Below are 23,722 nucleotides of genomic sequence, written 5' to 3' on the forward strand. Positions count from 1 at the left end.
GATTTTCCTTTATAATAAGCGTATGAGATTAACTGATTTAGAAGATTTAACACAATATATGTCACTTGATACAAAATTATTAGTACAAACTGAGGACTTTGTTAATCCAGTGACAGCAATAAAATATGCAAATAATCATTCGGATATTATATTGCTAGCTAATAATCAGACTAATGCCATGACACTATCACAACTATTCGCACGTTTGCGTACACTACCGGCAAATACTATTCTCCTCACAGAAAATAATCAACCTATTTTTGGTTTTCATCTTGATAATCAATACAATATTATTTTTAAATAATTAATCAATAATATTGTTATATGTTACACCACGTCTGCGCTGCTTAGAGACCTGCGCTGCCTGTGGTGTAGTAATATTATCACGTTGCCAGTTGGCCAAAATTGTTTCAATATAACGCAAACTACGGGCATTATTTGCAACAGCCTCTTGAATGGCCAATAACATCATCACTGGCTCAAAGTGATCCTGATCGAACCAATGCCCAACAGTTTGCATTTCCATTGGTGATAACGGACGCCCAAATTCTGCCTCTAACGTCTGCATAATCTCACGACGAGCACTCTTACCATCTGACACAATTTCCGACCGTTGTGTAGTTTGACCATCTAATAGTTTTTCGTATAATGGTGTAAAATCATAAGTTTCAGTCTGAATACTGCCACCTACCACCTGCATCAAATCTCGTCTTATCAAACTCTGCAAACGCGTAATAACAATTTTTTCGGTCGTGTGCATTACTTGGGCAATAGCTGCCGGTGTAGCTTGATCTCCCCGCCCTTGAATACGCTCCACCTGCATATACAATGCTAAATCATCATTATCTAGACCAACATCTTGATAATGTAACAATAAGTCATTACTTACGCCAGTGTTACCAGCTTGAATATACTGTTGTAATCTTTTTTCTAACGTCATATTTCCTCGGTTTTAAAAACGTCCAAATAAATTGGACGTTTTTCTTATATAAATAGTGTATCACATTCGAGTAAGAATACTATGATACAAAACTATAATTAAGGACGTAAACGGTTGGTCATTCGTGGAAATGGAATGGCTTCACGAATATGCTCCTCGCCAGTTACAAATGTCACCATACGTTCTAAGCCCAAGCCAAATCCTGAGTGTGGCACTGAACCGTACTTACGCAAATCAAGGTACCAAGCATACTCATCCATGTTTAACCCTAGTTTTTCAATTTCATTCTTCAGGTAGTCATAATCCGTATCACGTTCTGATCCACCTATAATTTCTCCATAACCTTCCGGAGCTAATAAATCAGCTGAAACAACAATGTCGTCTCGTGTTTTATGGCGCTTCATGTAGAATGGCTTAATTGCTTTTGGAAAGTTAACAATAAACACGGGTTTAGCAAAATGATTAGCCAAGAACGTTTCTTCGGGTGAACCAAAATCAACACCCCACTCCACATCAAAATCATTATCTTGTAATAATTTGACTGCATCATCATAGCTCACACGTGGATATGGTAACTGCGTATATGAACGAAGTAGGTCTTTGTCACGCTTGAGAATGTCAAGTTCTTGATCATTATTCTCGAGTACCTTTGAGATCAAGAAAGCAATATAACGTTCTTGGAGTTTCAAACTTTCCTCTTGATCCATAAAAGCCATTTCAGGCTCAATCATCCAAAACTCAGTCAAATGACGTCTCGTCTTAGATTTTTCTGCGCGAAATGTTGGCCCAAATGTAAATACTTTACCAAACGCCATTGCACCAGCTTCAGCATACAATTGACCAGTTTGCGACAAGAATGCTGGTTCGCCAAAATAATCCGTTTCAAATAATTCAGTCGTTCCTTCTGGGGCAGATCCAGTCAGCACAGGAGCATCTAATTTCGTAAAGCCTTCTTTGTTAAAGAACTCGTATGTTGCTGCAACAAGTGTATTACGAATTTTTAGAGTAGCAAACGGCTTCAGATGCCGTAAGTACAAATGACGTTCGTCAAACAGAAATTCAGTTCCATGCTCTTTAGGTGTAATTGGATAGTCATGGCTTTCACCAATTACTTTAATATCGGAAACAGCCATTTCATAACCGAAAGATGAACGAGCATCTTCATGAATTTCACCAGTAACATAAATACTAGTTTCTTGCTTCAAACTTTTAGCAGTTTCAAACACTTCTTCTGACACGTCAGCTTTAGCAACAACCCCTTGGAAGAAGGCTGTGCCATCACGTAATTGTAAGAATGCAATTTTGCCACTACCACGCTTTTGACGGAGCCAAGCCCCAATAGTCACTGTCTTTCCAACAAAGTTTTTTGCATCAATAATCTTAATTTTAGGTATTTCTTCAGTCATCACTATATTAATCTTTCGTATATTTTTTAAAGAATTGCGTCAAACGTAAAACTGCTTCATTAAGGGTATCTTGGTCTTTAGCATAACTCAAACGCAGATATCCTGGCATGCCGAATCCCTCACCGGCAGGCAAAGCAACATGTGCTTCTTCCAAAATTTTCGTTGATAATTCAACAGTATTACTTACGCCAACAAGTTTCATTAATTTTTCATCAACTTGTGGAAATAAATAAAAGGCACCTTGCGGCTTTACATCAACGTGTACGCCATTAATTTTGTTTATTGCCTCAAAAGTCGTATTTAACCGTTGTTCAAACGCCTGACGCATGTTTTCAACAGTGTCTTGCTCCCCATTCAATGCCTCAATTGCTGCATATTGAGCCGCTACTGTTGGATTGGAAGTCATGTGTCCCAATAACTTATTCATCGCCGAAATAATTTCTGAACTCGCTAAAGTCCAACCTATACGCCATCCTGTCATTGAGTATGCCTTAGACACACCATCCACAATAATCATAGCACTATTTTCAAGATGTTGTAACTGCAACCCAGATGTAAACTCAGCACCATTATAAACAAGTTGACCATATATTTCGTCTAAAATAACATAGACCCCATGTGTATTTGACCAATCTAGGATATCTTGAATTTCTTGTTTACTATATACTTGCCCAGTTGGATTGGTAGGAGAATTGACAATAACCAACTTGACCGTTTCTTTAATTTTGTCCAAATCTGAAATGGTTAACTTCATCGACGAGCTTTCCGAATGAACCTCTATCAGTTCACCACCAGCTAGCTTGATTTGTTCAACATAACTCACCCACTCCGGAGCAGCAGTAACAACTGTGTCACCAGGATTTAGTAAAACTTGCATCAATACATACAGTGATAATTTTGCTCCTGTCGTTACGGAAACATTTTGAGTAGTAATAGCTGCTTCATATCGCTGACTGACATTTTCAACAATCGCCTGCTTCAAGGCAGGTAAACCACTGGCTGGTGTATAAAAACTTGTTTTTTGTGCTTGAATCGCTTCAATAGCTGCGTCAGAAATATTTTTAGGTGTTTGAAAATCAGGCTCACCTACGCCTAAATTAATGACATCAATACCCTCTTCTTGCATTTGTTTAGCAAGGCCGTTCATAGCTAACGTTGGAGAAGCAGTTATAGCATTCACACGATTCGAAAAAGTCTTCACTTTATAGTTACCTCTTACATACCTGAAATGGCACGATACGTCTTTCCTGATTTAAAGTCTAATGTTAAATAATTTAGTTTATTGTCCTGCCCTTTATAACTAATCTCCCAAACTAATACACCTTGGTATTCACTAATATTAGCTGAATATAACTTTTTTGGCTTGTATTTGTTAGTTATCAGTTTTTTGAGCTGACTATCTGTCATTCCTGATGAACGATTATATGTTTTTATTTTATTATTGCGAACAATTGCAACTTTTTGAGTGCCAGTCGTTGTTTGCCCTAGAACAGCATAAGTGGTCGTCTTTCGATAATTAACAGATACTTGTGTTACTGTTGCAATGCTTGTTTTTTCACGTACTAATTTTTCAACTCGATTTTCTGCCTGGCGCATTGGAGCTAATGAAACGTAAAAATACCCCAAAATAAAGGCTGCTAGGATAATCAGAATACCGATTACTATGAACCAGAAGTGCGCCCAATGAATGCGCGCTTGGCGATGTCGCTGGCGGATTCGAATATCATCTTTAAATTGTATCATTTTTTGAACCCTCCATAATGGCATGTACACATGATATTATACCAAAAAATATGGTGATTTTGATCTGCGAGTTAGAGGTCATGCAATAATCGATCATATTGCTGTTCTAAACCTTTTTTCAAGTTCATCTTTTCAACGACAATTTGTTGCTTAAATCGATTACGTTGCATAGCATTCAATTGAGAAACTAATATACCATTTTGATGACGTTGCATTTGGGTTAAAACATAAGCTAGACGTGATACAGGTTGCCATACTTCTCTTTCTGGAACAATTACAATTGCAGGTAATTCCTGCTCTCTAAGCCACATGGTTGAAAAAATTTTTGGGGTAACAATAATAATATTATTTCGTTTGGTTTGACTCTGTCGTTGTATTTTTTCCAACGAGCCAGTAATTCCTTCCGCGACAATATTATAATTCGTTGTCACTGCATATTTTATTTTTTGATACCAATGATTAACCCGTTCTTCATTGGGGACGATTAATAGTATTTCTCCAACATTACGCTGCGTAATAGATTGTAAATGCACTATTGGAGACGAACGTTGCAATTGTACAACATGAATTGGTTGTAAATCATTATGAACAAATTCACGCTCAACAGTAAAGGGCTCCGGTACATCACGTAAGAATTCCGTAACCTCTGTTGGTAAAAACTCACTCACAATTAATAATTTATGAACATTGGACACAAATTCTGCTTGATAAATCGCACGTTCCAAAATATCGAATACGACTTCAGTTTGAGTTTGTCCGTTAACTTCGGAAAATTCATTTGCCACCACAATGTCATTTTGTAACTGTAAGCGCCTAATCTTCAACAATTGATCTCGAGCATCTTGGAACTCATGAGGAATACTATTTTCACTAATTTCAAATAATTCCTTCAAATGTAATATTATCAGTAGAAACCGTTCCACGCGCTTTAAATTAGCACGTTGATTATCGGATTGCAATATTTGTTTTAGTAGTTTTAATGCTTCACTTAAACTCTGCCGAACAAATAAGCGCTGTTTATGCGTCAAACCAGCAATCTCTTGATGATTCAATCCTTTTAAAATGTTTTGATACTGCGTGACATTTAAAGAAACGTGAAAATAATCATGTAAATCATCAACAAATTGCGTTGGTGTTTCCATGACAACAACTGGCCATTTATCAATCTTTTTCTCTTCACGCAGTTTCTGACTTTGCACAAAGTATGTGCTGAAGTTCATGATAATGATATTAGCTTGATGCGCACTTTTATAAGCCTTTTCGAAAAATTGTGCATGACTGTCACCACGAATTGATGACACGTAGTCACCATTTTGAACACCTACCGAAATTTCTCGAAGTAAACCAGTTTTTGTTTGCGTTAGCCAAACCAAAACACGAGCTTTAAAAAATTGAATTTGCAATGTACTTTTTTCTTCTAAAGTTTGAGCAAACTTTTCAACATCTATATACTCTGATGGCTCGTACAAAATAGCACTTTGCATTGGTCGGCTAAATAGCTTTGTAAGATTAGTAATAATATCTACTTGCTGAGCTTGTAAACTCTCATCATTAGTCAATAAAACCGCTGTTTTTCCACTTAGAATAACTGGAACTAAATAGGCCAATGTTTTTCCAACTCTCGGACCGGTTAAAATGGTCAGCAAGCCATCGGTACGTTTATTTAAGAATTGATTGGCACGATCCATTAAACTGTTCTGTGCAACATTTGTCGTTAACCACTGCCCAAATAACTTTGTCTTTTCGTCACTTGTTTCTGGATAATCAACTTGGACAGATTTAGAAGAATGAATTGTTTGTTCTGTTGTAGTGGTTAATACAGCGACTTGCTCAACGGTACCAAAATTTTGCTTGTTTTTTGAATGAACAAGCTTTAAAAATTGCTGCGTTTGACGTAGTAACGGCCAATCACCTTGTTGCAATTGTTTTAATGTAATGTCCGGTAATTCTTCAAGTTTTTTCCAAAATTTCAAAAACAGTAAAGCCGTGGCATGCGCATCCGCATTGGCACGATGTGCATTTTTGAGCGTGATATTTAAGTAGGTCGTTAAATCTAATAAACGATATCCCGGCGCCGTTGGAAACAATATTTGAGCAAGCTGTACTGTGTCAATAGCAGCGGATTTTAAGAGTGGAAAACCAGTTCTTTCGAACTCATCATTTAAATACGGATAATCAAAATTAACATTGTGCGCAATAATCACTGTATTTTGAAGTAAATTTTGCAATAACGGTGCAATTTCTTCGAAATACGGTGCGTTTTGCACATCCTTTTGTGATATATGCGTGAGCTGCTGAATTTGACGATCAATTAGTTGGCCAGGATTGACAAAAGATTCAAAATGATCAACGATTTGACGTTTCTTTATAAATGTCATACCAATTTGAATAATTCGTCCACCTTTTTTTACGCTATGTCCTGTGGTCTCAAGATCGACAACCACGAATGTATCGTTGGCGTTCATATAAAGCACCTTTCTAAACGTGCGTGCTAGAGCACTTTTTATGTGAGAATTACGCTGTTTACTACACAATAATTATGCGCACTAAACAACGCAATTCTCTTTTATATTTTACACTAAATACTACTGTGCGGTACAATAGTAGAGTACATCTGGAGAAATTTATGTTAAGTCAAATGAATGGCGTAGGTCAATCCCACGCAAAAGCAATATTAATCGGCGAACACGCCGTTGTTTATGGCGAACCTGCCATTGCAATTCCCCTACCAAATATGACGGTCACTGCTACATTGAGGCCAGCATTTCGTGGTCAAACAATCGATGGTGCTGAATTCCATGGTGATTTAAGTGAACTTGGTGCAAACGTTGAAGGTATCCGACAGCTATTACTGCGCCTAATCAATAAATTTAAAATGACTAATGTGCCATTCCTTCTCTCTATTGAATCAAATGTTCCTCAAGAACGAGGATTTGGCGCTTCAGCTGCTCTAGCAACTGCGATTACAAGAGCATTTTTCGATTACTTTAACACGACTTTAAGTAATACGGAACTGAATTACTTCACAAACATTGAAGAAGTCATTTCCCATGGATCACCTTCTGGCTTAGATGCCACCACCGTTAATTCGAGCAACCCGATTTGGTTTATCAAGAACAAAACAATGGAAAAATTCGAAATGAACTTATCAGGTACGTTGGTATTAGCCGATACAGGTATCCATGGTCAAACCGTTCACGCTGTCAGCATAGTCAAAGAATTTTTGATTAATGATCAAGAACGTGCTTGGTCAACAATTAGTCATCTCGGACAAATTGCTGAAAAAATACGGATTGATATTTCTGAAAATAATCCCGAGCATTTAGGTATGATGTTTACAGCAGCCCATCATGAATTACAATCATTGGGTATTTCACATCCTAAACTTGACAAACTAGTTAATGCTGCGAATCATGCTGGTGCTTTAGGAGCAAAGTTAACAGGCGCTGGCATTGGTGGTGCTATGTTTGCTTTAGCTAGAAATAATAATGATGCAATCGCAATTGCCAATGCTCTCAATAAAGCTGGCGCACAGAATACATGGATTCAACCCTTATGAAAGCTACTGCCCATACAAATATTGCCCTCATAAAATACTGGGGGAAAAAAAATACGGAACTGAATCTACCGACAACTAGCTCACTTTCATTAACACTAGACAAGTTTTACACAACAACTTCTGTGGAACCTGCCAATCATGATCGTTTTATTTTAAATGACCAAGTCGTCGACGCCACTCGTGTTCATCGCTTTTTGGATATTCTGCGACAACAGTTGGGTGATTTTACACCACTGCAGGTTATTTCTGAAAATCATGTACCTACAAGTGCTGGATTAGCCTCCTCTGCTTCGGCTTTTGCTGCGTTAACAGGAGCTGTTACACACGAATTAGGAATGGACCTACCCAAGGAAGAATTATCCCGCTTAGCCCGTCGTGGTTCTGGTTCAGCTAGTCGCTCTTTTTTTGGTAACTTCGCCATGTGGCATAAAGGTATTGACGACGCATCTTCTTTTGCCGAGAGCCTTAACGCGCCTGAATTGCCCATTGCCTTGGTTGTTGCTGAGGTTTGTGATGCGCCTAAAAAGATAACTTCAACTGAGGGAATGAAACGTGCTATTACCTCACCAAATTATGATCGCTGGCTATCAAAGTCGGCTAATCAATTCATTGATATGCAACATGCTATCCTAGATCAAGATATTGACAAAATTGGTGCTTTGGCTGAAGATAATGCCTTGGGTATGCATGCTTTAAATTTAACAGCTACAAGAAGCCCATTCACTTATTTTACAGACAAAACACAATTAATTTTATCTTTGATACAAGATATGCGCCATCAAGGAATATTGGCCTATGCAACAATTGATGCAGGGCCAAACGTTAAAATTATCACAACAATGCAAGAAGCGCCCAAAATCGTGACCATGCTAAATCATGCCATACCATCCCTGAAACTTGAAATTGCTCAAAGCGGGCCTGGAATTTCTTATGACTAAAATATTAATCCCTGGTAAACTCTTTTTGGCTGGTGAGTATGCAATTACTAATCCTGGCAATACTGCGCTTGTTGTTGCCATTACTACAGGGTTAGCAATAGAAATTACTACAGCCCGTGAAGTTTCTACTATTACTTCTAATATCATTACAGATGATCTAACTTTCAATATCAACCAAGAAACGCCAGAGCAAACTGATGACTGGCGTTTTGTTCGCGCGGCTGTGAATCTGATGACACATTATGTTCACACGAAAAAAATTAGGGCAACATTACAAGAAGTAAATATTGACATCAAAAGTAATATGAATCATCCTACAGGTAAAATTGGTCTTGGTTCGTCTGCAGCCGTGGTTGTAGGCATCGTATCGGCTTTTAATAACCATTTCAAACTCAACCTAACGTTACTGACTCAATTTAAAATTGCTGCGCTCGCACACTTGCATGTGCAGAAAAATGGTTCATTAGGTGATGTTGCAGCAATAACATACGGCGGTGCTATTTCATACCAAAGCCCTGATTTGTCTCAATATCAAACGGCAGATAAAAATTGGCTACAGCCTGAAATTGTAGATGTGCCCTGGAAAAAACTAAACATCGTTCCCCTCAGTTGGCCGCAAGACTGGCGAATCCTTTTAGGTGCCACACATGAAAGCGCCGATACAAGTAAGGCACTCGCCTCAAAAACATTGCCAACTTCTTTTTTCAAAGAAAGTCAATATGTCGCTGACGACGTCGTTCAATCGGTTATTAAAAACGACTACAAGCAATTTTCAAAAGGTTTAAAATTAAATCAAACCATCTTACGGCACACATTATCCCAAAAATACGTTACGCCAAAACTAGCAATTCTACTGCAGACACTTGGTGATACCGCAGGAAAAATCAGTGGTGCTGGATTTGGTGATAATGGCTTTGCTGTTGTTAATGGACCTACAGATTTACCAGAAAAGTGGCTTGCAGCTGAAATTGAGCCACATTACGTCCAAATTGCCCCACAGAATCGAGGTTAAAATGACTGAATCTGCTCAATCTCATCGTAAAGATGAACATCTATCGCTTGGTGTCAAACTCTGGCGTCAAAATACAATGCCTGTCATTGGTGCAACTTATGATGATGTACGTTGGCTACCCAAAACTTTCCCCGAAATGAGTGTGTCAGAAGTTGATGCTTCAACCAAATTATTTGAACACCACTTTAAATGGCCCTTCTACATTGAAGCCATGACAGGCGGATCAGCTTTAACTGGTCGCATCAATATGGAACTTGCTGAGGTAGCTGCTGAGTCAAATATTGCTATGGCAGTTGGCTCACAATCGATTGCACTTAAAGAACCAGAAACTCGTGATACATTCACAATTGTTCGTAAGAAGAATCCCAATGGTTTTCTATTTGCCAATTTAGGGGCCGACCATCCTATTTCAAATGTACGTACTGCCATTGATATGATTGATGCTAATGCCATTGAACTTCATGTTAATGCCGCCCAAGAACTTGTCATGGCTGAAGGTGATCGCAAATTCTATTGGCTAGACAATCTTGCTGAAATCATCGCAAAGTCACCTGTTCCGGTGATAATTAAGGAAGTCGGCTTTGGTATGAGTCAGTCTACTTTCAAACAAATTGCCGATCTAAATCCAGCTGCTATCAATGTTGGCGGAGCAAACGGAACAAATTTTTCTATTATTGAACAAAGGCGTAATCGCCTTTCTGAAGCTGTTAATTTAGATAATTACGGACTATCAACTGTCGAAAGTTTGCTGGAAGCTAAAATGGCTAAAAATAACTTACCCTTAATTGCTACAGGAGGCATTCAAAGTGTGAATCATGTCATAACTAGTCTCATGCTGGGCGCGTCTTTAACTTCTAGTGCTGGTTTCATGCTCACAACACTAATGGAAAAAGGTCAAAAATCATTACTCGAAGAAATTAATGCATGGCAAGTAGCGTTGCCACGTCTATTCACATTACTTGGTGCCCAAAATATCACGGAACTGCAACATAAACCACTAATATACAGCCCTAACCTACAAAATTTTATTGCACAACAAAAAGCATCTCAATGAGATGCTTTTAAATTTGTTATTTTATTAAATCAACTTTGTCAAAGTCAACAATAGCAATTACTGGTAAGTTTCTGAAAAAATTATTGTAGTCCATACCATAGCCCACAAGGAATTCATCCGGCACTTCCAAACCAAAATAATCAACTTCAAAATCAACTACTCTAGCCTCTTTCTTATCAGCCAACGCCACTGTGGTCACACTTGAGGCACCCTTTAATTCAAAATAATTGTGCAGCCACTGCATTGTTCTTCCTGAATCAATAATTTCATCAACAATAACAACATCCCGCCCGGTTAAATCCATGCTAACATCATGAACTACTTTGACTTGTCCAGTTGATGCTGCGCCTGAATAACTTTTAACGTCTACAAAATCGAAATCAACATCCAGTGGCATCTTTCGAAGTAGATCGGTGGCGAAGATAACCCCGCCTTTTAATACGGCAATAAAAATAGGTCGTTCTTTATTTCCCTCAAACTTTGTAGTCAATTCATTAGCCACACGCTGAACCTGTGCTTGAATATCTGTTTCTGTCGCCAACACCCCTTTGATAGCTGGGTGTGTGATTAAAGGTTTCATGCTAGACCTACTCTCTTAAAAATTTCATCAACATGTCGCAAATGATAATGATAATCAAATGCATCGTCAACTTGTTCTTTTGTTAAGTTTGCTTGGATGGTTGGGTCTGCATCTACTAGGTCGCGGAACATCAATTGCTCATCCCACGAACGGGCTGTCAACGGTTGGACAGTGTCATATGATTGCTCACGTGACAATCCTGCATCAATCAAACTCAACAGTAAACGCTGTGAATATATTAACCCATACGTACGGTCCATATTCTTTTTCATTGTTTCTGGGAACACACCCAAATTATTTAGAATACCAGTATGGCGGTTTAACATGTAATCAAGTAACGCGGTTGCATCTGCAAGTATGATACGCTCTGCAGATGAATGCGAAATATCACGCTCATGCCATAAAGTAACGTTTTCCAAAGCAGTTACTGCGTAACCACGTAGCACACGTGCCAATCCAGTAATATTTTCATCACCAATTGGGTTTCGCTTATGTGGCATGGCCGATGAGCCCTTTTGTCCTTTAGCAAAGCCTTCTTCAACTTCATGTATTTCAGAGCGCTGTAGGGAACGAATTTCAGTAGCGAGCTCTTCCATTTGAGTACCAATCAAGGCAATTGTCTGGATATAATCTGCGTGTAAATCACGTGGTAGTACTTGTGAACCAACTGGTTGAGGGGTTAGCCCAAGTTCTTTCATAGCAACTTCTTCAACACGTGGTGGCACGTTTGCAAATGTACCAACGGCACCTGAAAGTTTCCCAGTTTCCACCTCTGCCGCAACACGTTCAAAACGTTCTATAGCGCGTGTTGCTGAAGCATAGAAACGTGCCATTTTCAAACCAAAAGTTGTTGGCTCAGCATGCACCCCGTGCGTACGACCCATCATAACTGTGTCTTTATATTGCACAGCTAATTTTTTAATTGCTTCACGCCAGTCTTGCAAATCTTTTTTTATCATATCATTTGCTTGGCGCAAACGTAAAGCTTGTGCTGTATCAACAACATCCGTTGAAGTTAGACCATAATGAATCCACTTGCGCTCATCACCCAAAGATTCAGATACGTTACGTGTAAATGCAACTACATCGTGTCGTGTGGATAATTCTATTTCTGCTATTCGATCTACATCAAATTTTGCATTTGCACGTATTTTTGCAAGATCCTCGGCTGGAATGTGGCCTTCGGCGACCCAACCAGCGTCAACAGCAATTTCAACATCTAACCATGTTTGATATTGATTTTTCAGCGACCAAATGTCGCGGAGTTGTTCTCGTGAATATCGTTCAAGCATTATTTTTGTCCTTTGTGAAATAAAGTGAAGCAGCGAGTAATAAGCCACCAAACGTGTTACCTAAAAATGCTGGCACAAGATTATGCAACATTTGTACCAATGTAATCGTACCATTAAAATAAGCAGCTGGCAGCAAGAAAAAGTTAGCAATAACATGATTGAATCCAATCAACACAAAGATCATGACTGGAAACCACATACCTACTATTTTCCCAATGGTATCCTTGGCGACCATACCTAAGTATACACCCATCGCCACCAACCAATTCGCACCGATTGCCGAAAAGAAGATCATCGGCATACTTGGAGTTACTTTAGACATTGCCATTGTCGCAACTTGTTTGCCATAAATATCCACCTTAGTCAGTCCTAAATAGTGTCCAAAAATATAGGCTAATAAAATCGCACCAAGTCCATTGAGCAAAGTTATCAGTATTACTTCAAAAAATAACGTAACCAACCCAAATTACGATTTAAAGCGCCGTAACCAAGAACAAACATATTTCCAGTAGCTAACTCTTGTCCAGTGAACACAATCATAATTAGTCCGACCGGAAATAAAGATGCGCCGACCAAAGAGACAACGGGAGATTGGAGAGCAGTTAGTGGTGCCATTGCACGTATTGCTGCTAAAAATCCCAAAGAAATAGCAACGCCACCCAGTATCCCAAGCGTTACTTTTTTCCTGAGAGGATAGCCAACTTTTCGTCGGACAGTATCAACTAGCAATGCTTGCATTTCATCGTTTGTGTGCATATTCATCTCCAGAATAACTTTATTTAATTTTCTCTACTCAATTATTTTACCAGTTATTTTACTGGTTGCGTTCGTAATTAAATTAGTATTTTCTCACAAAAATAAAAAAAGTTCGGTTTACCCGAACGAAACAGTGTTTTTTATAATTTTAAGCGAACGTTTGGATTGTAAGCGTTCACAGGCCTAAATAAAACTTTGAAAATAAGGCAGCAAAAATTGCACCAACAAATGGCGCTATTCCGGGCACAAGAATACCGTATTGGAAATCACTGGAGGCTCGTCTTTTCCAAGGAATAATTGTATATGCAATACGAGGCCCCATATCTCGAGCAAGGTTCATTGCAAATCCAGTAGTACCACCTAGACCCATACCAACAGCCCAAACTAAGAAAGCCACAGCTAGCGGAACCATACCAGGAACATCCCCCGCTTTTGCAGAAATAGCTAATATACCTGTCAAAAATACGAATGTCGCAAACATTTCAACAAAAAAATTACGTGGTAAGTTACGAATTGCTGGCGCTGTTGAAAAAATATTGCGAACGATTACTGGATCAATATCTTTTTCAGATAATTTAAATTGATCTGCATACATAATATAGACAATAATTGAGCCGAAAACACCACCCAATACTTCTACTAAACTAACAATTAAGAAATAATCAAAATGAATATTTCCTAAAATAAGTTGGGCCATTGCCATTGCAGGGTTAATATAAACTTCCCCGAAGATAAACAAAACAACTGCTATTCCAAATCCCCAAGTTGTAATCGAAAACAGATGACCTGAACCGTGGTATTTTGTACGATTCAACACTTCATCAGCGTGGACGCCAACTCCGAAAATAATCATGAGCGCAGTACCCATGAATTCAGCCAACAATTGATGTATCATTTTTAATCTCCTAAGGGGTTGAAAATTTGCATGTGAAGTTTTAAATTACAGTCACCTAAACTATATTAAGGCCTCAGAACCAGACTGTAAAGGTTTTTTATGAATTTGTCAACAAACCGTCATATTTCTAAGTGTTTCGTCAAATCGTAGCTTTTAATAGTTTAATAAAATGCTATAATTACTTTTGATAATTAAAATAAAGAGGACTATAAAATGAAAGCACAAGTTGTCTATGCAACGCTTACTGGGAACAATGAAGATGTAGCAGATATTATTATTGAAGCGCTTGAAAATGCTGATGTTACGGTAAAAAAATCTGAAATCAGTCAAACCGAGGTCGATGAATTAGAAGATGTCGATATTGCCGTGGTTGTCCCCTATACATATGATCAGGGCTCACTGCCAGATGAAGGATTAGACTTTTATGATGATTTAGCTGATGCAAATCTTGCGGGTGTCGTATACGGTGTTGCAGGATCAGGAGATACCTACTATTTGGATGATTATTGCTTAGCAGTACCAAAATTCGAAAAACAATTTTCGCTTACCAACGCAACTAAGGGTGCAGCAGGTGTCAAAATTAATTTAAACCCACAAGCAAACGATATCCCAACACTACAAAAATTTGCACAAGATTTAATTACTGCAGCTAAAAACAACAAATAAAAAGAAGGCGTTTAAGCCTTCTTTTTAAATATAACTAATTTACTTAACGCAAAGTTGGAAATGATTACAAAAACATTTTGTATGATATTCCAGATTTGAGCATCTTGCTTTAACAAGTTAACACCAAAATAAAAAATAACAAAGCCAATTACGGCAGTAGCAATTCTTGCTACCAAGAACTGAAATATCTCATTGATTACCGTCTTAAGGTCGTGAGCTGTTGAGTGAAACACCCAAGTTCGGTTTGTAAGATAAGCAAAAAAGATAGACCAAAACCAAGCAAAAAGATAAGATACAGAAGAATTCATATGCCATGCTTGAAAGGCTAACCAAAAGGCAATGATGTTAACCAACATTGTTAAGCCGCCAAATACGATATACAAAATAGCTTCTTGGTACTGAGTCAGCAATAACTTTATTTTTTCCATGAATTTCTCCTAAAAATAAAATAGCCCCCAATTAGGCACTATTTCATTTTTCCTTTAAATCATCTGCAAATTCAATTATTGGATTGAATGTTTTACCAGCCTGAAATCCCTTTTTAAAGATATCAAGCTTTTCTTGCTTTCGTTCTGTATTCGAAAACTTAATTTGGAAATATTCAGCCCACATACGTAGTAAAGCACGATTACGACGATAGAAATCACGTTTTTTTGCATAATATCTTTTATTTCGGTAAGAATAAAAGTAACGTGGTGTTCGGTTTTCATTATCATTAAGTAGACTACTACCCACATTTTCTGCCATCTTGTGGGTCACCTTTGCGCTTGGTACAAAATATCCAGGTGCAACACGACCAGCGCGTTCGGTATATTCAATATCATCGCCCCAAATAAAGAATTCCGTGATAGGCAACCCAATCTTTTTAACTACTTCACGTTTTACTAATAATGAAACGAACGTTGCATTTTGTAGTTGCACAGGTTCCACTTGATCCTCTGGAATTACTTTCAAACGATTCATTGGTGCTGGCTGATTCATTAGTGCACGATGCCCATCAGTCCAACGAACATCACTAGACAAGAAACCGAATTGATCTTGCTTATCAGCAAACTTCAATAACTCAGTTAACGTATCTGGATGCACAACAGTGTCGTCATCCATCAACCAAACAAAGTCATCGGTTGTGTGCTCCATAAAGTAGCGCACACCTTTATTAAAACCGCCGGCGCCACCAATGTTTTCTGGTAAACGTACATATTCGATTTGGTTGCCAAGTGAGGTTAGATACTCTTGCGTATCAGATTTACTATTATTATCAACCACAATAATGTGTGAAAGCTTGGTATCTTGCGTCTGTAAACTTTCAATTACTTCTTTTAGAAGAGTAAGACGATTAAATGTGACAATCACTGCACTGACATTCTGAGACATATTGTTTTCCTTAATTCAAAATATTGTTAAATTTACCACTAATGTTAGTATAAACAAAAAACCAACAGTCGTATAGAAAAAAATTTTTTTAGACATATTCCATTTTACATGAATCGTCACAAAATCTAATAAGAATTCAATGAGTTTTATTGCAGCAATCAAACCAAAAACAGAAATAAATATATTTTCCGCTCGACCATAACTAAAGTACACACCACTCATTTTAGCAGCAATTATCGTAACGATGCTCCCTATCAAAATCCAAATAACTCGCATTTTAGTAGATTTGACAATAATACTATCGTTCATAACGAGCAAACCTGTTCCAAGTAATGCTGCATTTAAGCTGAATGGTAGATCAATAATTTCACCTATATATTGAGGCGCAATCATCAAAACTATTGCAGAAACAATGAGTACGCGTTTATCGGAAATTTTTTGATGCATATAATGGGCTAGTTTCATCGCAATGGGTGTCATCATTAAAAACCAACCGATTGGGTATTTCGTCCAGACTTCCCCTAAGGGCGTATTCAAATTCCCCTCATTACCAAGTGCACCAGCAGAGATAGCATCCCACCAGTTTCCCATAGCAAATTGAAATGGTGTGCGCACAGGAATCACCTGCAATGTGATAAAAAATCCAATGACTGCTAATATGGTTGAAAGCAGCAAATAACAATCAAAGATGTCACCTGGTTTACGATCTTCCAATGATGCCAATCGCGCAAGGCCCACCAATAGTAACGGCCAAGAAAAGTAACTCACCAGCTTACCTAATCCATGAAAAGCATGTAAATCACCTGTAACTTTTGTTAAATACACAACGCCAATTAAAGCAATGATGACCGTTAAGAAGGCGTTTAAATATTTTTTTGTCATATTATTTCACCTTCTGGAAAAACTTTGTTTTTAGTAAATAGTTTTTACCTGTCGTAATATCATATTGCACGAGTTTAAAATCCTTCACAAGCTTTTGTTGTTCTGCCGTCAAAGATTTTTCATCAATATTTTTTCCGTTTTTATCAATAAATGACAGTTTACCATTCTCATCACGTTTGTAGTTGTTAATTGTTGGTACTTTTTCAAGCAATTCGGTCTTCAATGCCCAGTACGGATCGACCTTCATATTGTTCATTTTAAGCACCATTGCAGTGAAATCAGATGGGTCTGCATAGCTTTCTGAAACATCAACTGTACCGTTAGCTTTTTTGGCTGCATCATTTTGCCAAATAAAATAGGGTGTTGAATGCGCTGATAAAGCATCTGTAGATGTGTTCACGAAGCTAAATATTCCTGGCCAGTGATCCCCATACCAGACCAGTGTAACCGGCCGCTTTAATTTGTTTAATTTATCAAGAAATGCTTGTGTAGCGTTATCCGTGTAATGAAGTCCCTGCAAATAAGATTCTATCGTATCCAAATCTGCATTTGAATCAGTTGGCTCAATAACATTGTAATCACGTCCGGAAAATGTCCAAGGTGTATGATTTTGCATTGTTAATAATTGAATGAATTGGCTGTCATTACCACTACTAATTTTAGAAAGCACATTTTTATATGCTGAAGTGTCGCTAGCATGATTGCCGCCACCAACTGAAGCTGTATATTTGACTGGTGTGTCACTGTCAGTTGTATAGAAATAATTAATACCCATATTTTTGTACACAGCACGTCGATTGTAAAACGAACCCACATATGGATGGACCACAATTTTTTTATCAAACTGTCCAGTGACCGTTGATTTTTCATTAATGCTACTTGTTAATTGTGAATACGGCATCGTAATTGTTGGCTTATAAGCTGTGATATTAAATCCCGTCAAGGTCGAATATTCAATTCCAGCAGTACCACCGCCATATCCTGAGGAAACCATATGGCCAGAACTTGTAGTATTCATAATATTATTGAGCTTTTTTAAAGGATTATCACTAATTGTCAATCCTGGCACATAACTTGGTTTTGTTAAAGATTCACTGAGCGTATAAATAACTGTTTGGTTTTTAAAGTTTTTATTTTGTCGTGTTGCATTGATGCTTTTTGCTTCGCCTTGGTATTTTTTTACAAGTTTCTTCATCGTGGCCTGACTATAACCCTTAGGTTGTACCATCGCATCTGTCGTTCGTGAATTTAGCAACGCGACAATTCCACCATTAGAAACAGCATCGTAAAGTGAATCCCATACTTTAGGATCATCCCCGAGCTTAATAAAGGTTTCTTTATTTTGATCAGAGTTTATTTGGAAGAAAGGCACTAACGCCAAAATAGAAATAATCATTAATACTGCACGCCAGCGAATTGATCTAAAGACAATCCATTTACTGCGACGGTAAATAATGAAAAGTAACACCGCCATAACAATTAGAATTACCACAAAAGCTATTACTAATTTGATATCTAACATTCCAATCAAATTACCAAAAGCCGTCACTTCTTGTAGACTTGCCTCGGTTATTGCTTCTTGTCTAACGTTAATCAATTGGTATTCAGCAACCGTTACGATGGCTGTTAGAACAGCCATTACGATAATTGTTACCGGTATCCGATTACTAATAAGAGTAATAAGCCACATTAATATCATTAGAACCAATACGTTTATACCGGCCGAGGTCGTTTGATTGATGACAAATTGGATACCATTTGTCCAAGCACTACGCCCCCAATCACCAGTGCCATAGGTCGGATCTGTCAGCATAACGCCAATCTGAATAATGTAAAGTGATACTATGGATAACCACAGGAACAAAAAATTAAGTCGTAAAAATTTAAATATTTTATACTTTATCTTCATTTTATTTTCCATTCTAAAAAAGGAACAGTGCTGTGCACTCTCCCCCAATTAATATAAATTCTATTATACCGTAAAACAAACAAATTTTGTGGCACTAAGTTAAACGATCTGTTCTTTGAAGTCTTTTATGAAAACTGAGCAATGTAACCAAGGTTACCGCAGATACTAAGTTTAACACAATTAACCAATTTGGCACCTGTTGTGTAATTTTTATTTTAGAATTAGCAGCTAATGCATCTTGTAGTTTTAAGGCAATTTTGCCATGTTTAATGAAAGTTTTTTGTTGCTTACCATCAATAGTTGTATTTACACGTAAGCCTTTGTAAGACAATATAGGTAATTCAATAATTGAATTTGATGGAATCATTTTTTGAACATTCATATTAATCGATTTTAAAGTGGGATTATAATTATTTGTATTGTATGTTTGACCACGTTCATCTATAATTTGATGTTTTGTCAGCAAAATACCAGATTTATCTGCCCCAATGAAAGTACTCTTATCGTTAGGATTTGACAAAGCAGATTTTGGAATGTAGTCCGTGTAGTTCTTCAAGTACCAAAATCTCTCATTGTTGCTTATTTGATTACTAAAGGTCATGTCTGATGAATACCCATAGCCATCATGTATACCATCATAAAAAGTAGTATATTCTTTTAAATGTTGTGCCGTCCATAATTGTGAGTTACTATTTGGAAACCAATTATTTTTCACCACACCAGCCATGATAATGACTGAAATCAATCCATAAGTGATTAACCCGCTGTGGAACCTTTTAGTATTTTCATGTGTTTTTTGATTAGCTTTCAAATCTAGCAGTGTAAACATTAAAGCTAAGGCTATTCCTGGTTTGATAAATCTCGTAGCAAACTGTATAAAAGTTACTGGACTGTTTCTTAGATAGTACGGCCACGGTGTAAAATTAGTACCTAACAACATCACAATTAATCCCAGAACAACACCTAATGATGGTTTACGAGATCCAACGACAATACAAATCATGATGAAAAACAACGGTAACCATATGTCAGGACTATCACTCGGATTTAAAAATAAATGACTGAGATCCTTTACATTATTTGCAAACACACTAGTACTGACTACAGGCTTTTTAACATTGTTAAGCAGTTGGAGAATTAATATAGGCCCTATAGCAGCAGCTGTTGAAAGCAATGTTACTATGCCGCCTAAAGTTATTACCCAAACAATTTTTATTTTATGATTGTTTTTAATGAGCAAAATGAATAAATAAACCGCAGTAAACATAGTTAATATAAAGAAGGTCATAACATGTGAGTAAGCAGCGATGCTTAACCCCACAGCGATATGGGCAATGATTTTCTTTAATTGTCCCTTTGTTTCTTTTGAACAAGCATAAAGGCCATAGGCTAACCAAGGAATACCAATATATGCAGTCGATTCCGCTATGTTCCCCGGCGCTAATGCTGTGATACCAATAGTGCTCAACCATAGAATACTGCAAAAAAATGCTATTTTGCGTCCCAATTTACTATGATAACGCAAAATAATATAAACTGATGTTCCGGACAGAAAAGTAGTGAAAATCATACTTATTTTGAATGCTTGTATTGCTGAATGCGTAAAGAAAAAAATAGTTTGAACAATCTGAAGTGTTAATGCTGGGTAAAAAATATTCGTAGCTAAGCCATATTGTCCTAACGTAGTAAAATTTTGTGGATACAAGAACGCCAATCCTGATTGTCTCAAGTTTTCAATGCGCGATACATGATAATAAGCATCCCAAGGTAAACGAATTGGCACAAAAAATATCGCGTTAAACAAAATAGCAGTTGTGACTGCTATACCAACAACTGCTACTAATTCTTTATATACTTTCTTCATTTTTTTTACTCTCCTTGTTCACATTAACAATTACTGCTAATAATAACGGTAATGTATAAATAGCTGGGAGCATGTAACGTTCCATACCATTTACGGGAGACAATAATGGTACGACTGCCAATAAGCCAATTGGAATAAAGATGAGAGCTGAATAGCTCTTTTTATAAAGGCAGTAGGCAAAACTGAAAAGAACTGCCCACAAGGCAAATGCCGGTTGAAGAATTGTTCTGATAATAGGTAATGAGAATACTGTGTTTGGCCACTTAATATATTTTCTCGTAGCATCAGAGAACCAATAATGGATCTCCGGATACCAACTTGGTTGCAAGAATGTATTATATTTCATATACTCATTGCCATACATGATCCCTCGTGAATCAGGATTACTATCGAGTACTGGATTTAAGAACGAACTGTCGGCCGCAAAGAAAGTAACAACGTAAGTCTTAGGGTGCTTCAATAATTGCTTAAACCAAACCATCAAATATTGTCCAGTTTGTTTCTTGATTTTAGGTGTGGCCTCTTTCTTAAGATGACCTAGTTTTAGCTGTTTTATTTCGTAAGAACTACGTAAAAAAGAATCAACTGGGTAAAGGGATTTCAAATTGTCCGCATTATTAACATTAAAGTGATTTTTAATTTCCTTAACTGGGGTAATCTTGTTGATTGTAGCTAAATCCTTTTTGCTCAATGATTCCGGATGGTTGATAACTACTGCTGACAACTGGCGCATCGGTAAACTAATAACTTCAGCTGTTGATCCTGAAACAACATTCATCGTTGGTAAGGCAACTTTGTTCCAACCAACGTATACTGACAAAAATACTGCCAGACCAATGATGAGCTGACGAGGCATTCTTTTGTTTCGGACAAATTGTACAATAAGCAACACAAATAGTGACAAAATGACAACATAACTACCGTCATTTCTAAATAATGACATTAGTATGCCAGAAACAATTAGCTGCACATATAAAATCATTGGTAACTCAGTTTTTAAGTTCGCCACTAAAATTTTAGCATAGCATAATACAAACATTGTAGTAAATGCCAAGAAAAGTGGTGTCTTCTCTATTGTAACTTGCCAAAAAGCTACAAATGGTGAGGCGTAAAAAATAAAGGCAACCACAGCTGCTTTCTTTCCCCAGCACTCACCAATAAAACGAACGACTTTAGCGTACACCAGTGATGAAATGATTATTTGCACCAACACAATTAAAAAGAGTCCAAAGTTTGGACCAGCAATCTTTTCCCCTATTGAAAATAAGCTACCAAATACCAGTGTTGAGAACCATGGATGATGATTTGTAGGATAATAAGTAAAGTCCAGTTCAGCAACGTGTGTATGAAAAAACTCAAGGAATTGGCGGTAACCGTCCCAAGAAACCATCCCAGGGAATAAAGGGAAAATTTGAATTATCCAAATCAATCCCAACCCTATAACGATATACCAATAATTTATGTAAAACTGAGATACCTTTAATTTACTAATGACTTGCCCTAAAAAAATACCAAAATTAGTAAAAATAAAGGCGAAACCACATAAGGCTACCAAAGTGATGAGCAAGTTTGTTTTGCCCATTAAACTTGGTACATAGGTAATGTTATCAGAGGGAGCCTGATACACTGACATAGTTATCACATAAAAAATAGATAAGATTGACCCTAAAAGCCAATAAGGCCAATATGATTTTTTGAATATATCTAACTTAATTTTATGCTGAAATAAAACCAGCAAAACAATAATTATCATAGCTAGTAAACTTTCATAAGCCGAAACAGAAAAACGTGCGTGTATCCGACTTGATAAAGTCTCAAAGCTAGTTGAAGGATAAGCGATACCCAGCGCTAAATAACTGATGAAACAGAACACGTAATTTATAACTTTTTTATTCATTTGAATACTTTTTAATTTTTTCATTGGCATTTATCAAATTTAACTCAAAATTTCGCTTGTTGCTTGATTGAATAGCATTCAAAATGGCTCCAGCAAAAAAAGCAGTGACAGCAACACTGAATAGAATCATCGTGACGACTAGCGTTGGCATATTATCAACTCTCCCCGTATGATAGTATGGAACAAAAACACGAAAAGCAAACAACAGCAGTGATATGAGCGACACAATCCCAGCAGATATACCGAAAAACGCAAAAGGATGATAAATACGATATAAATTGACGACAGTTTTTAGTACCCGTAATCCATCCCCATACGTATCAAGTTTAGACTCAGATCCTTCAGGTCGATCTCGATATTCAATAACTTGATTTTCAACTAACATCTTAAATTCAGTGGCATGAATCGACATCTCTGTTTCAATTTCAAATCCTCTAGACAATACTGGGAATGTTTTTACAAATTGATAACTAAATGCGCGATACCCTGTGAGGATATCTTTAATATTTGTCTTAAACAAAGTATTAATGAGTCCACGTACCAAGGTGTTTCCGGTATTATGAAATGGACGGGTGTTTTCTTCGAAGTACGTTGAGGATAGTCTATCACCCACAACCATATCAACCTTCTTATCAACTACTTTTCGATACATGTCCGGGATTGCTTGAACAGGATATGTATCATCAGCATCAATCATTATATAGGCTTCAGCATCAATTTCTCGAAACATTCTTCTAATAACAGCCCCTTTACCTTGTGCATATTCATGGCGAACAACTGCACCGGCTGAAGCTGCTAATTCAGCTGTGTTATCTTTTGAATTGTTGTCGTAAACGTAAACAACGGATCCGGGAATATTCTCCGTTACTTTTAATACGTCATTCACTACTTTAACAATTGTTTGGCTTTCATTGTAAGCCGGTATTAATATCGCAAGTTTATCCATACTTCTGTC

21 protein-coding genes and 1 pseudogene are annotated in these 23,722 nt (G+C 37.3%); 6 read left to right on the plus strand and 16 right to left on the minus strand.

All coding sequences use genetic code 11. The features are described 5' to 3' along the window. Nucleotides 1-22: 22 nt before the first annotated feature. On the plus strand, nucleotides 23-304 hold the full coding sequence (locus HFP47_RS05440) for a hypothetical protein (protein ID WP_002815058.1): 282 nt from the start codon (nucleotides 23-25) through the stop codon (nucleotides 302-304). Here HFP47_RS05440 and HFP47_RS05445 read toward each other — a convergent pair whose 3' ends face one another. The 5 genes from HFP47_RS05445 to HFP47_RS05465 form a co-directional block, all read right to left on the minus strand. Further along, nucleotides 305-940: a DnaD domain-containing protein gene (locus tag HFP47_RS05445; protein WP_002815059.1), complete on the minus strand. Its 636-nt coding sequence runs from the start codon at nucleotides 938-940 to the stop codon at nucleotides 305-307. Between the two features lie 98 nt (nucleotides 941-1,038). Then, nucleotides 1,039-2,346, minus strand: a complete 1,308-nt coding sequence (gene asnS / locus HFP47_RS05450) for an asparagine--tRNA ligase (protein ID WP_002815061.1) — start codon at nucleotides 2,344-2,346, stop codon at nucleotides 1,039-1,041. Between the two features lie 7 nt (nucleotides 2,347-2,353). Continuing rightward, a complete protein-coding gene (locus HFP47_RS05455) occupies nucleotides 2,354-3,547 on the minus strand; it encodes a pyridoxal phosphate-dependent aminotransferase (RefSeq protein ID WP_080987884.1) in 1,194 nt (397 codons plus the stop codon). 14 nt (nucleotides 3,548-3,561) lie between these two features. Beyond that, nucleotides 3,562-4,089, minus strand: coding sequence for a hypothetical protein (locus HFP47_RS05460; protein ID WP_036091481.1), 528 nt, complete (start codon nucleotides 4,087-4,089; stop codon nucleotides 3,562-3,564). 71 nt (nucleotides 4,090-4,160) lie between these two features. Then, nucleotides 4,161-6,554 (minus strand): exonuclease domain-containing protein, encoded by a 2,394-nt coding sequence (locus HFP47_RS05465; protein ID WP_084035083.1) that lies wholly within the window; start codon nucleotides 6,552-6,554, stop codon nucleotides 4,161-4,163. A 161-nt stretch (nucleotides 6,555-6,715) separates the two neighbouring features. On the opposite strand from HFP47_RS05465, the gene mvk reads away from it, so the two are divergent. Genes mvk through fni form a run of 4 tightly spaced genes read left to right on the plus strand, consistent with a single transcriptional unit; the run spans nucleotide 6,716 to nucleotide 10,652 of the window. Continuing rightward, on the plus strand, nucleotides 6,716-7,648 hold the full coding sequence (gene mvk / locus HFP47_RS05470) for a mevalonate kinase (protein ID WP_011680077.1): 933 nt from the start codon (nucleotides 6,716-6,718) through the stop codon (nucleotides 7,646-7,648). Continuing rightward, nucleotides 7,645-8,586 (plus strand): diphosphomevalonate decarboxylase, encoded by a 942-nt coding sequence (gene mvaD / locus HFP47_RS05475; RefSeq protein WP_128684420.1) that lies wholly within the window; start codon nucleotides 7,645-7,647, stop codon nucleotides 8,584-8,586. Before mvk ends, mvaD begins: the two co-directional genes overlap by 4 nt. After that, nucleotides 8,579-9,598: a mevalonate kinase gene (locus HFP47_RS05480; RefSeq protein ID WP_179876178.1), complete on the plus strand. Its 1,020-nt coding sequence runs from the start codon at nucleotides 8,579-8,581 to the stop codon at nucleotides 9,596-9,598. The genes mvaD and HFP47_RS05480 overlap by 8 nt, the downstream gene beginning before the upstream one ends. A gap of 1 nt (nucleotide 9,599) precedes the next feature. Continuing rightward, the gene (gene fni / locus HFP47_RS05485) at nucleotides 9,600-10,652 is read left to right on the plus strand and encodes a type 2 isopentenyl-diphosphate Delta-isomerase (protein ID WP_128684422.1); all 1,053 of its coding nucleotides are present in this window, start codon (nucleotides 9,600-9,602) and stop codon (nucleotides 10,650-10,652) included. A gap of 16 nt (nucleotides 10,653-10,668) precedes the next feature. On the opposite strand, the gene hpt is transcribed toward fni, so the two are convergent. The 4 genes and pseudogenes from hpt to larD form a co-directional block, all read right to left on the minus strand. Further along, entirely contained in the window at nucleotides 10,669-11,232 is a 564-nt protein-coding gene (hpt, locus tag HFP47_RS05490; protein WP_011680081.1) for a hypoxanthine phosphoribosyltransferase, read from the minus strand. After that, nucleotides 11,229-12,524: an adenylosuccinate lyase gene (purB, locus tag HFP47_RS05495; RefSeq protein ID WP_002815074.1), complete on the minus strand. Its 1,296-nt coding sequence runs from the start codon at nucleotides 12,522-12,524 to the stop codon at nucleotides 11,229-11,231. The genes hpt and purB overlap by 4 nt, the downstream gene beginning before the upstream one ends. Then, a pseudogene (locus HFP47_RS10945) lies at nucleotides 12,517-13,286 on the minus strand (formate/nitrite transporter family protein). Before HFP47_RS10945 ends, purB begins: the two are co-directional and overlap by 8 nt. Before the next feature lie 169 nt (nucleotides 13,287-13,455). Then, nucleotides 13,456-14,175 carry a D/L-lactic acid transporter LarD gene (gene larD / locus HFP47_RS05505; RefSeq protein ID WP_011680083.1) on the minus strand — a complete coding sequence of 240 codons (720 nt, stop codon included), beginning with the start codon at nucleotides 14,173-14,175 and terminating at the stop codon, nucleotides 13,456-13,458. Between the two features lie 213 nt (nucleotides 14,176-14,388). Here larD and HFP47_RS05510 point away from each other — a divergent pair, with 213 nt between their 5' ends. Next, nucleotides 14,389-14,841 (plus strand): flavodoxin, encoded by a 453-nt coding sequence (locus HFP47_RS05510; RefSeq protein ID WP_002815077.1) that lies wholly within the window; start codon nucleotides 14,389-14,391, stop codon nucleotides 14,839-14,841. Between the two features lie 11 nt (nucleotides 14,842-14,852). On the opposite strand, the gene HFP47_RS05515 is transcribed toward HFP47_RS05510, so the two are convergent. From HFP47_RS05515 to HFP47_RS05545, 7 genes are all read right to left on the minus strand, one after another. Beyond that, nucleotides 14,853-15,269, minus strand: a complete 417-nt coding sequence (locus HFP47_RS05515; protein WP_014324911.1) for a GtrA family protein — start codon at nucleotides 15,267-15,269, stop codon at nucleotides 14,853-14,855. Between the two features lie 43 nt (nucleotides 15,270-15,312). Further along, nucleotides 15,313-16,215, minus strand: coding sequence for a glycosyltransferase family 2 protein (locus HFP47_RS05520; protein WP_014324912.1), 903 nt, complete (start codon nucleotides 16,213-16,215; stop codon nucleotides 15,313-15,315). Between the two features lie 15 nt (nucleotides 16,216-16,230). Next, nucleotides 16,231-17,097, minus strand: coding sequence for a fucose 4-O-acetylase (locus tag HFP47_RS05525; RefSeq protein ID WP_179876179.1), 867 nt, complete (start codon nucleotides 17,095-17,097; stop codon nucleotides 16,231-16,233). A gap of 1 nt (nucleotide 17,098) precedes the next feature. Continuing rightward, a complete protein-coding gene (locus tag HFP47_RS05530; RefSeq protein WP_011680087.1) occupies nucleotides 17,099-19,006 on the minus strand; it encodes an LTA synthase family protein in 1,908 nt (635 codons plus the stop codon). 94 nt (nucleotides 19,007-19,100) lie between these two features. Continuing rightward, the gene (locus tag HFP47_RS05535; RefSeq protein ID WP_179876180.1) at nucleotides 19,101-20,870 is read right to left on the minus strand and encodes a 6-pyruvoyl-tetrahydropterin synthase-related protein; all 1,770 of its coding nucleotides are present in this window, start codon (nucleotides 20,868-20,870) and stop codon (nucleotides 19,101-19,103) included. After that, nucleotides 20,854-22,767 carry a DUF6020 family protein gene (locus HFP47_RS05540; RefSeq protein WP_223316514.1) on the minus strand — a complete coding sequence of 638 codons (1,914 nt, stop codon included), beginning with the start codon at nucleotides 22,765-22,767 and terminating at the stop codon, nucleotides 20,854-20,856. The genes HFP47_RS05535 and HFP47_RS05540 overlap by 17 nt, the downstream gene beginning before the upstream one ends. Further along, the gene (locus HFP47_RS05545; protein WP_011680090.1) at nucleotides 22,760-23,713 is read right to left on the minus strand and encodes a glycosyltransferase family 2 protein; all 954 of its coding nucleotides are present in this window, start codon (nucleotides 23,711-23,713) and stop codon (nucleotides 22,760-22,762) included. The genes HFP47_RS05540 and HFP47_RS05545 overlap by 8 nt, the downstream gene beginning before the upstream one ends. Nucleotides 23,714-23,722: the final 9 nt, after the last annotated feature.

This window comes from Leuconostoc sp. DB-1 (assembly GCF_013414845.1).
GTDB lineage: Bacteria > Bacillota > Bacilli > Lactobacillales > Lactobacillaceae > Leuconostoc > Leuconostoc mesenteroides.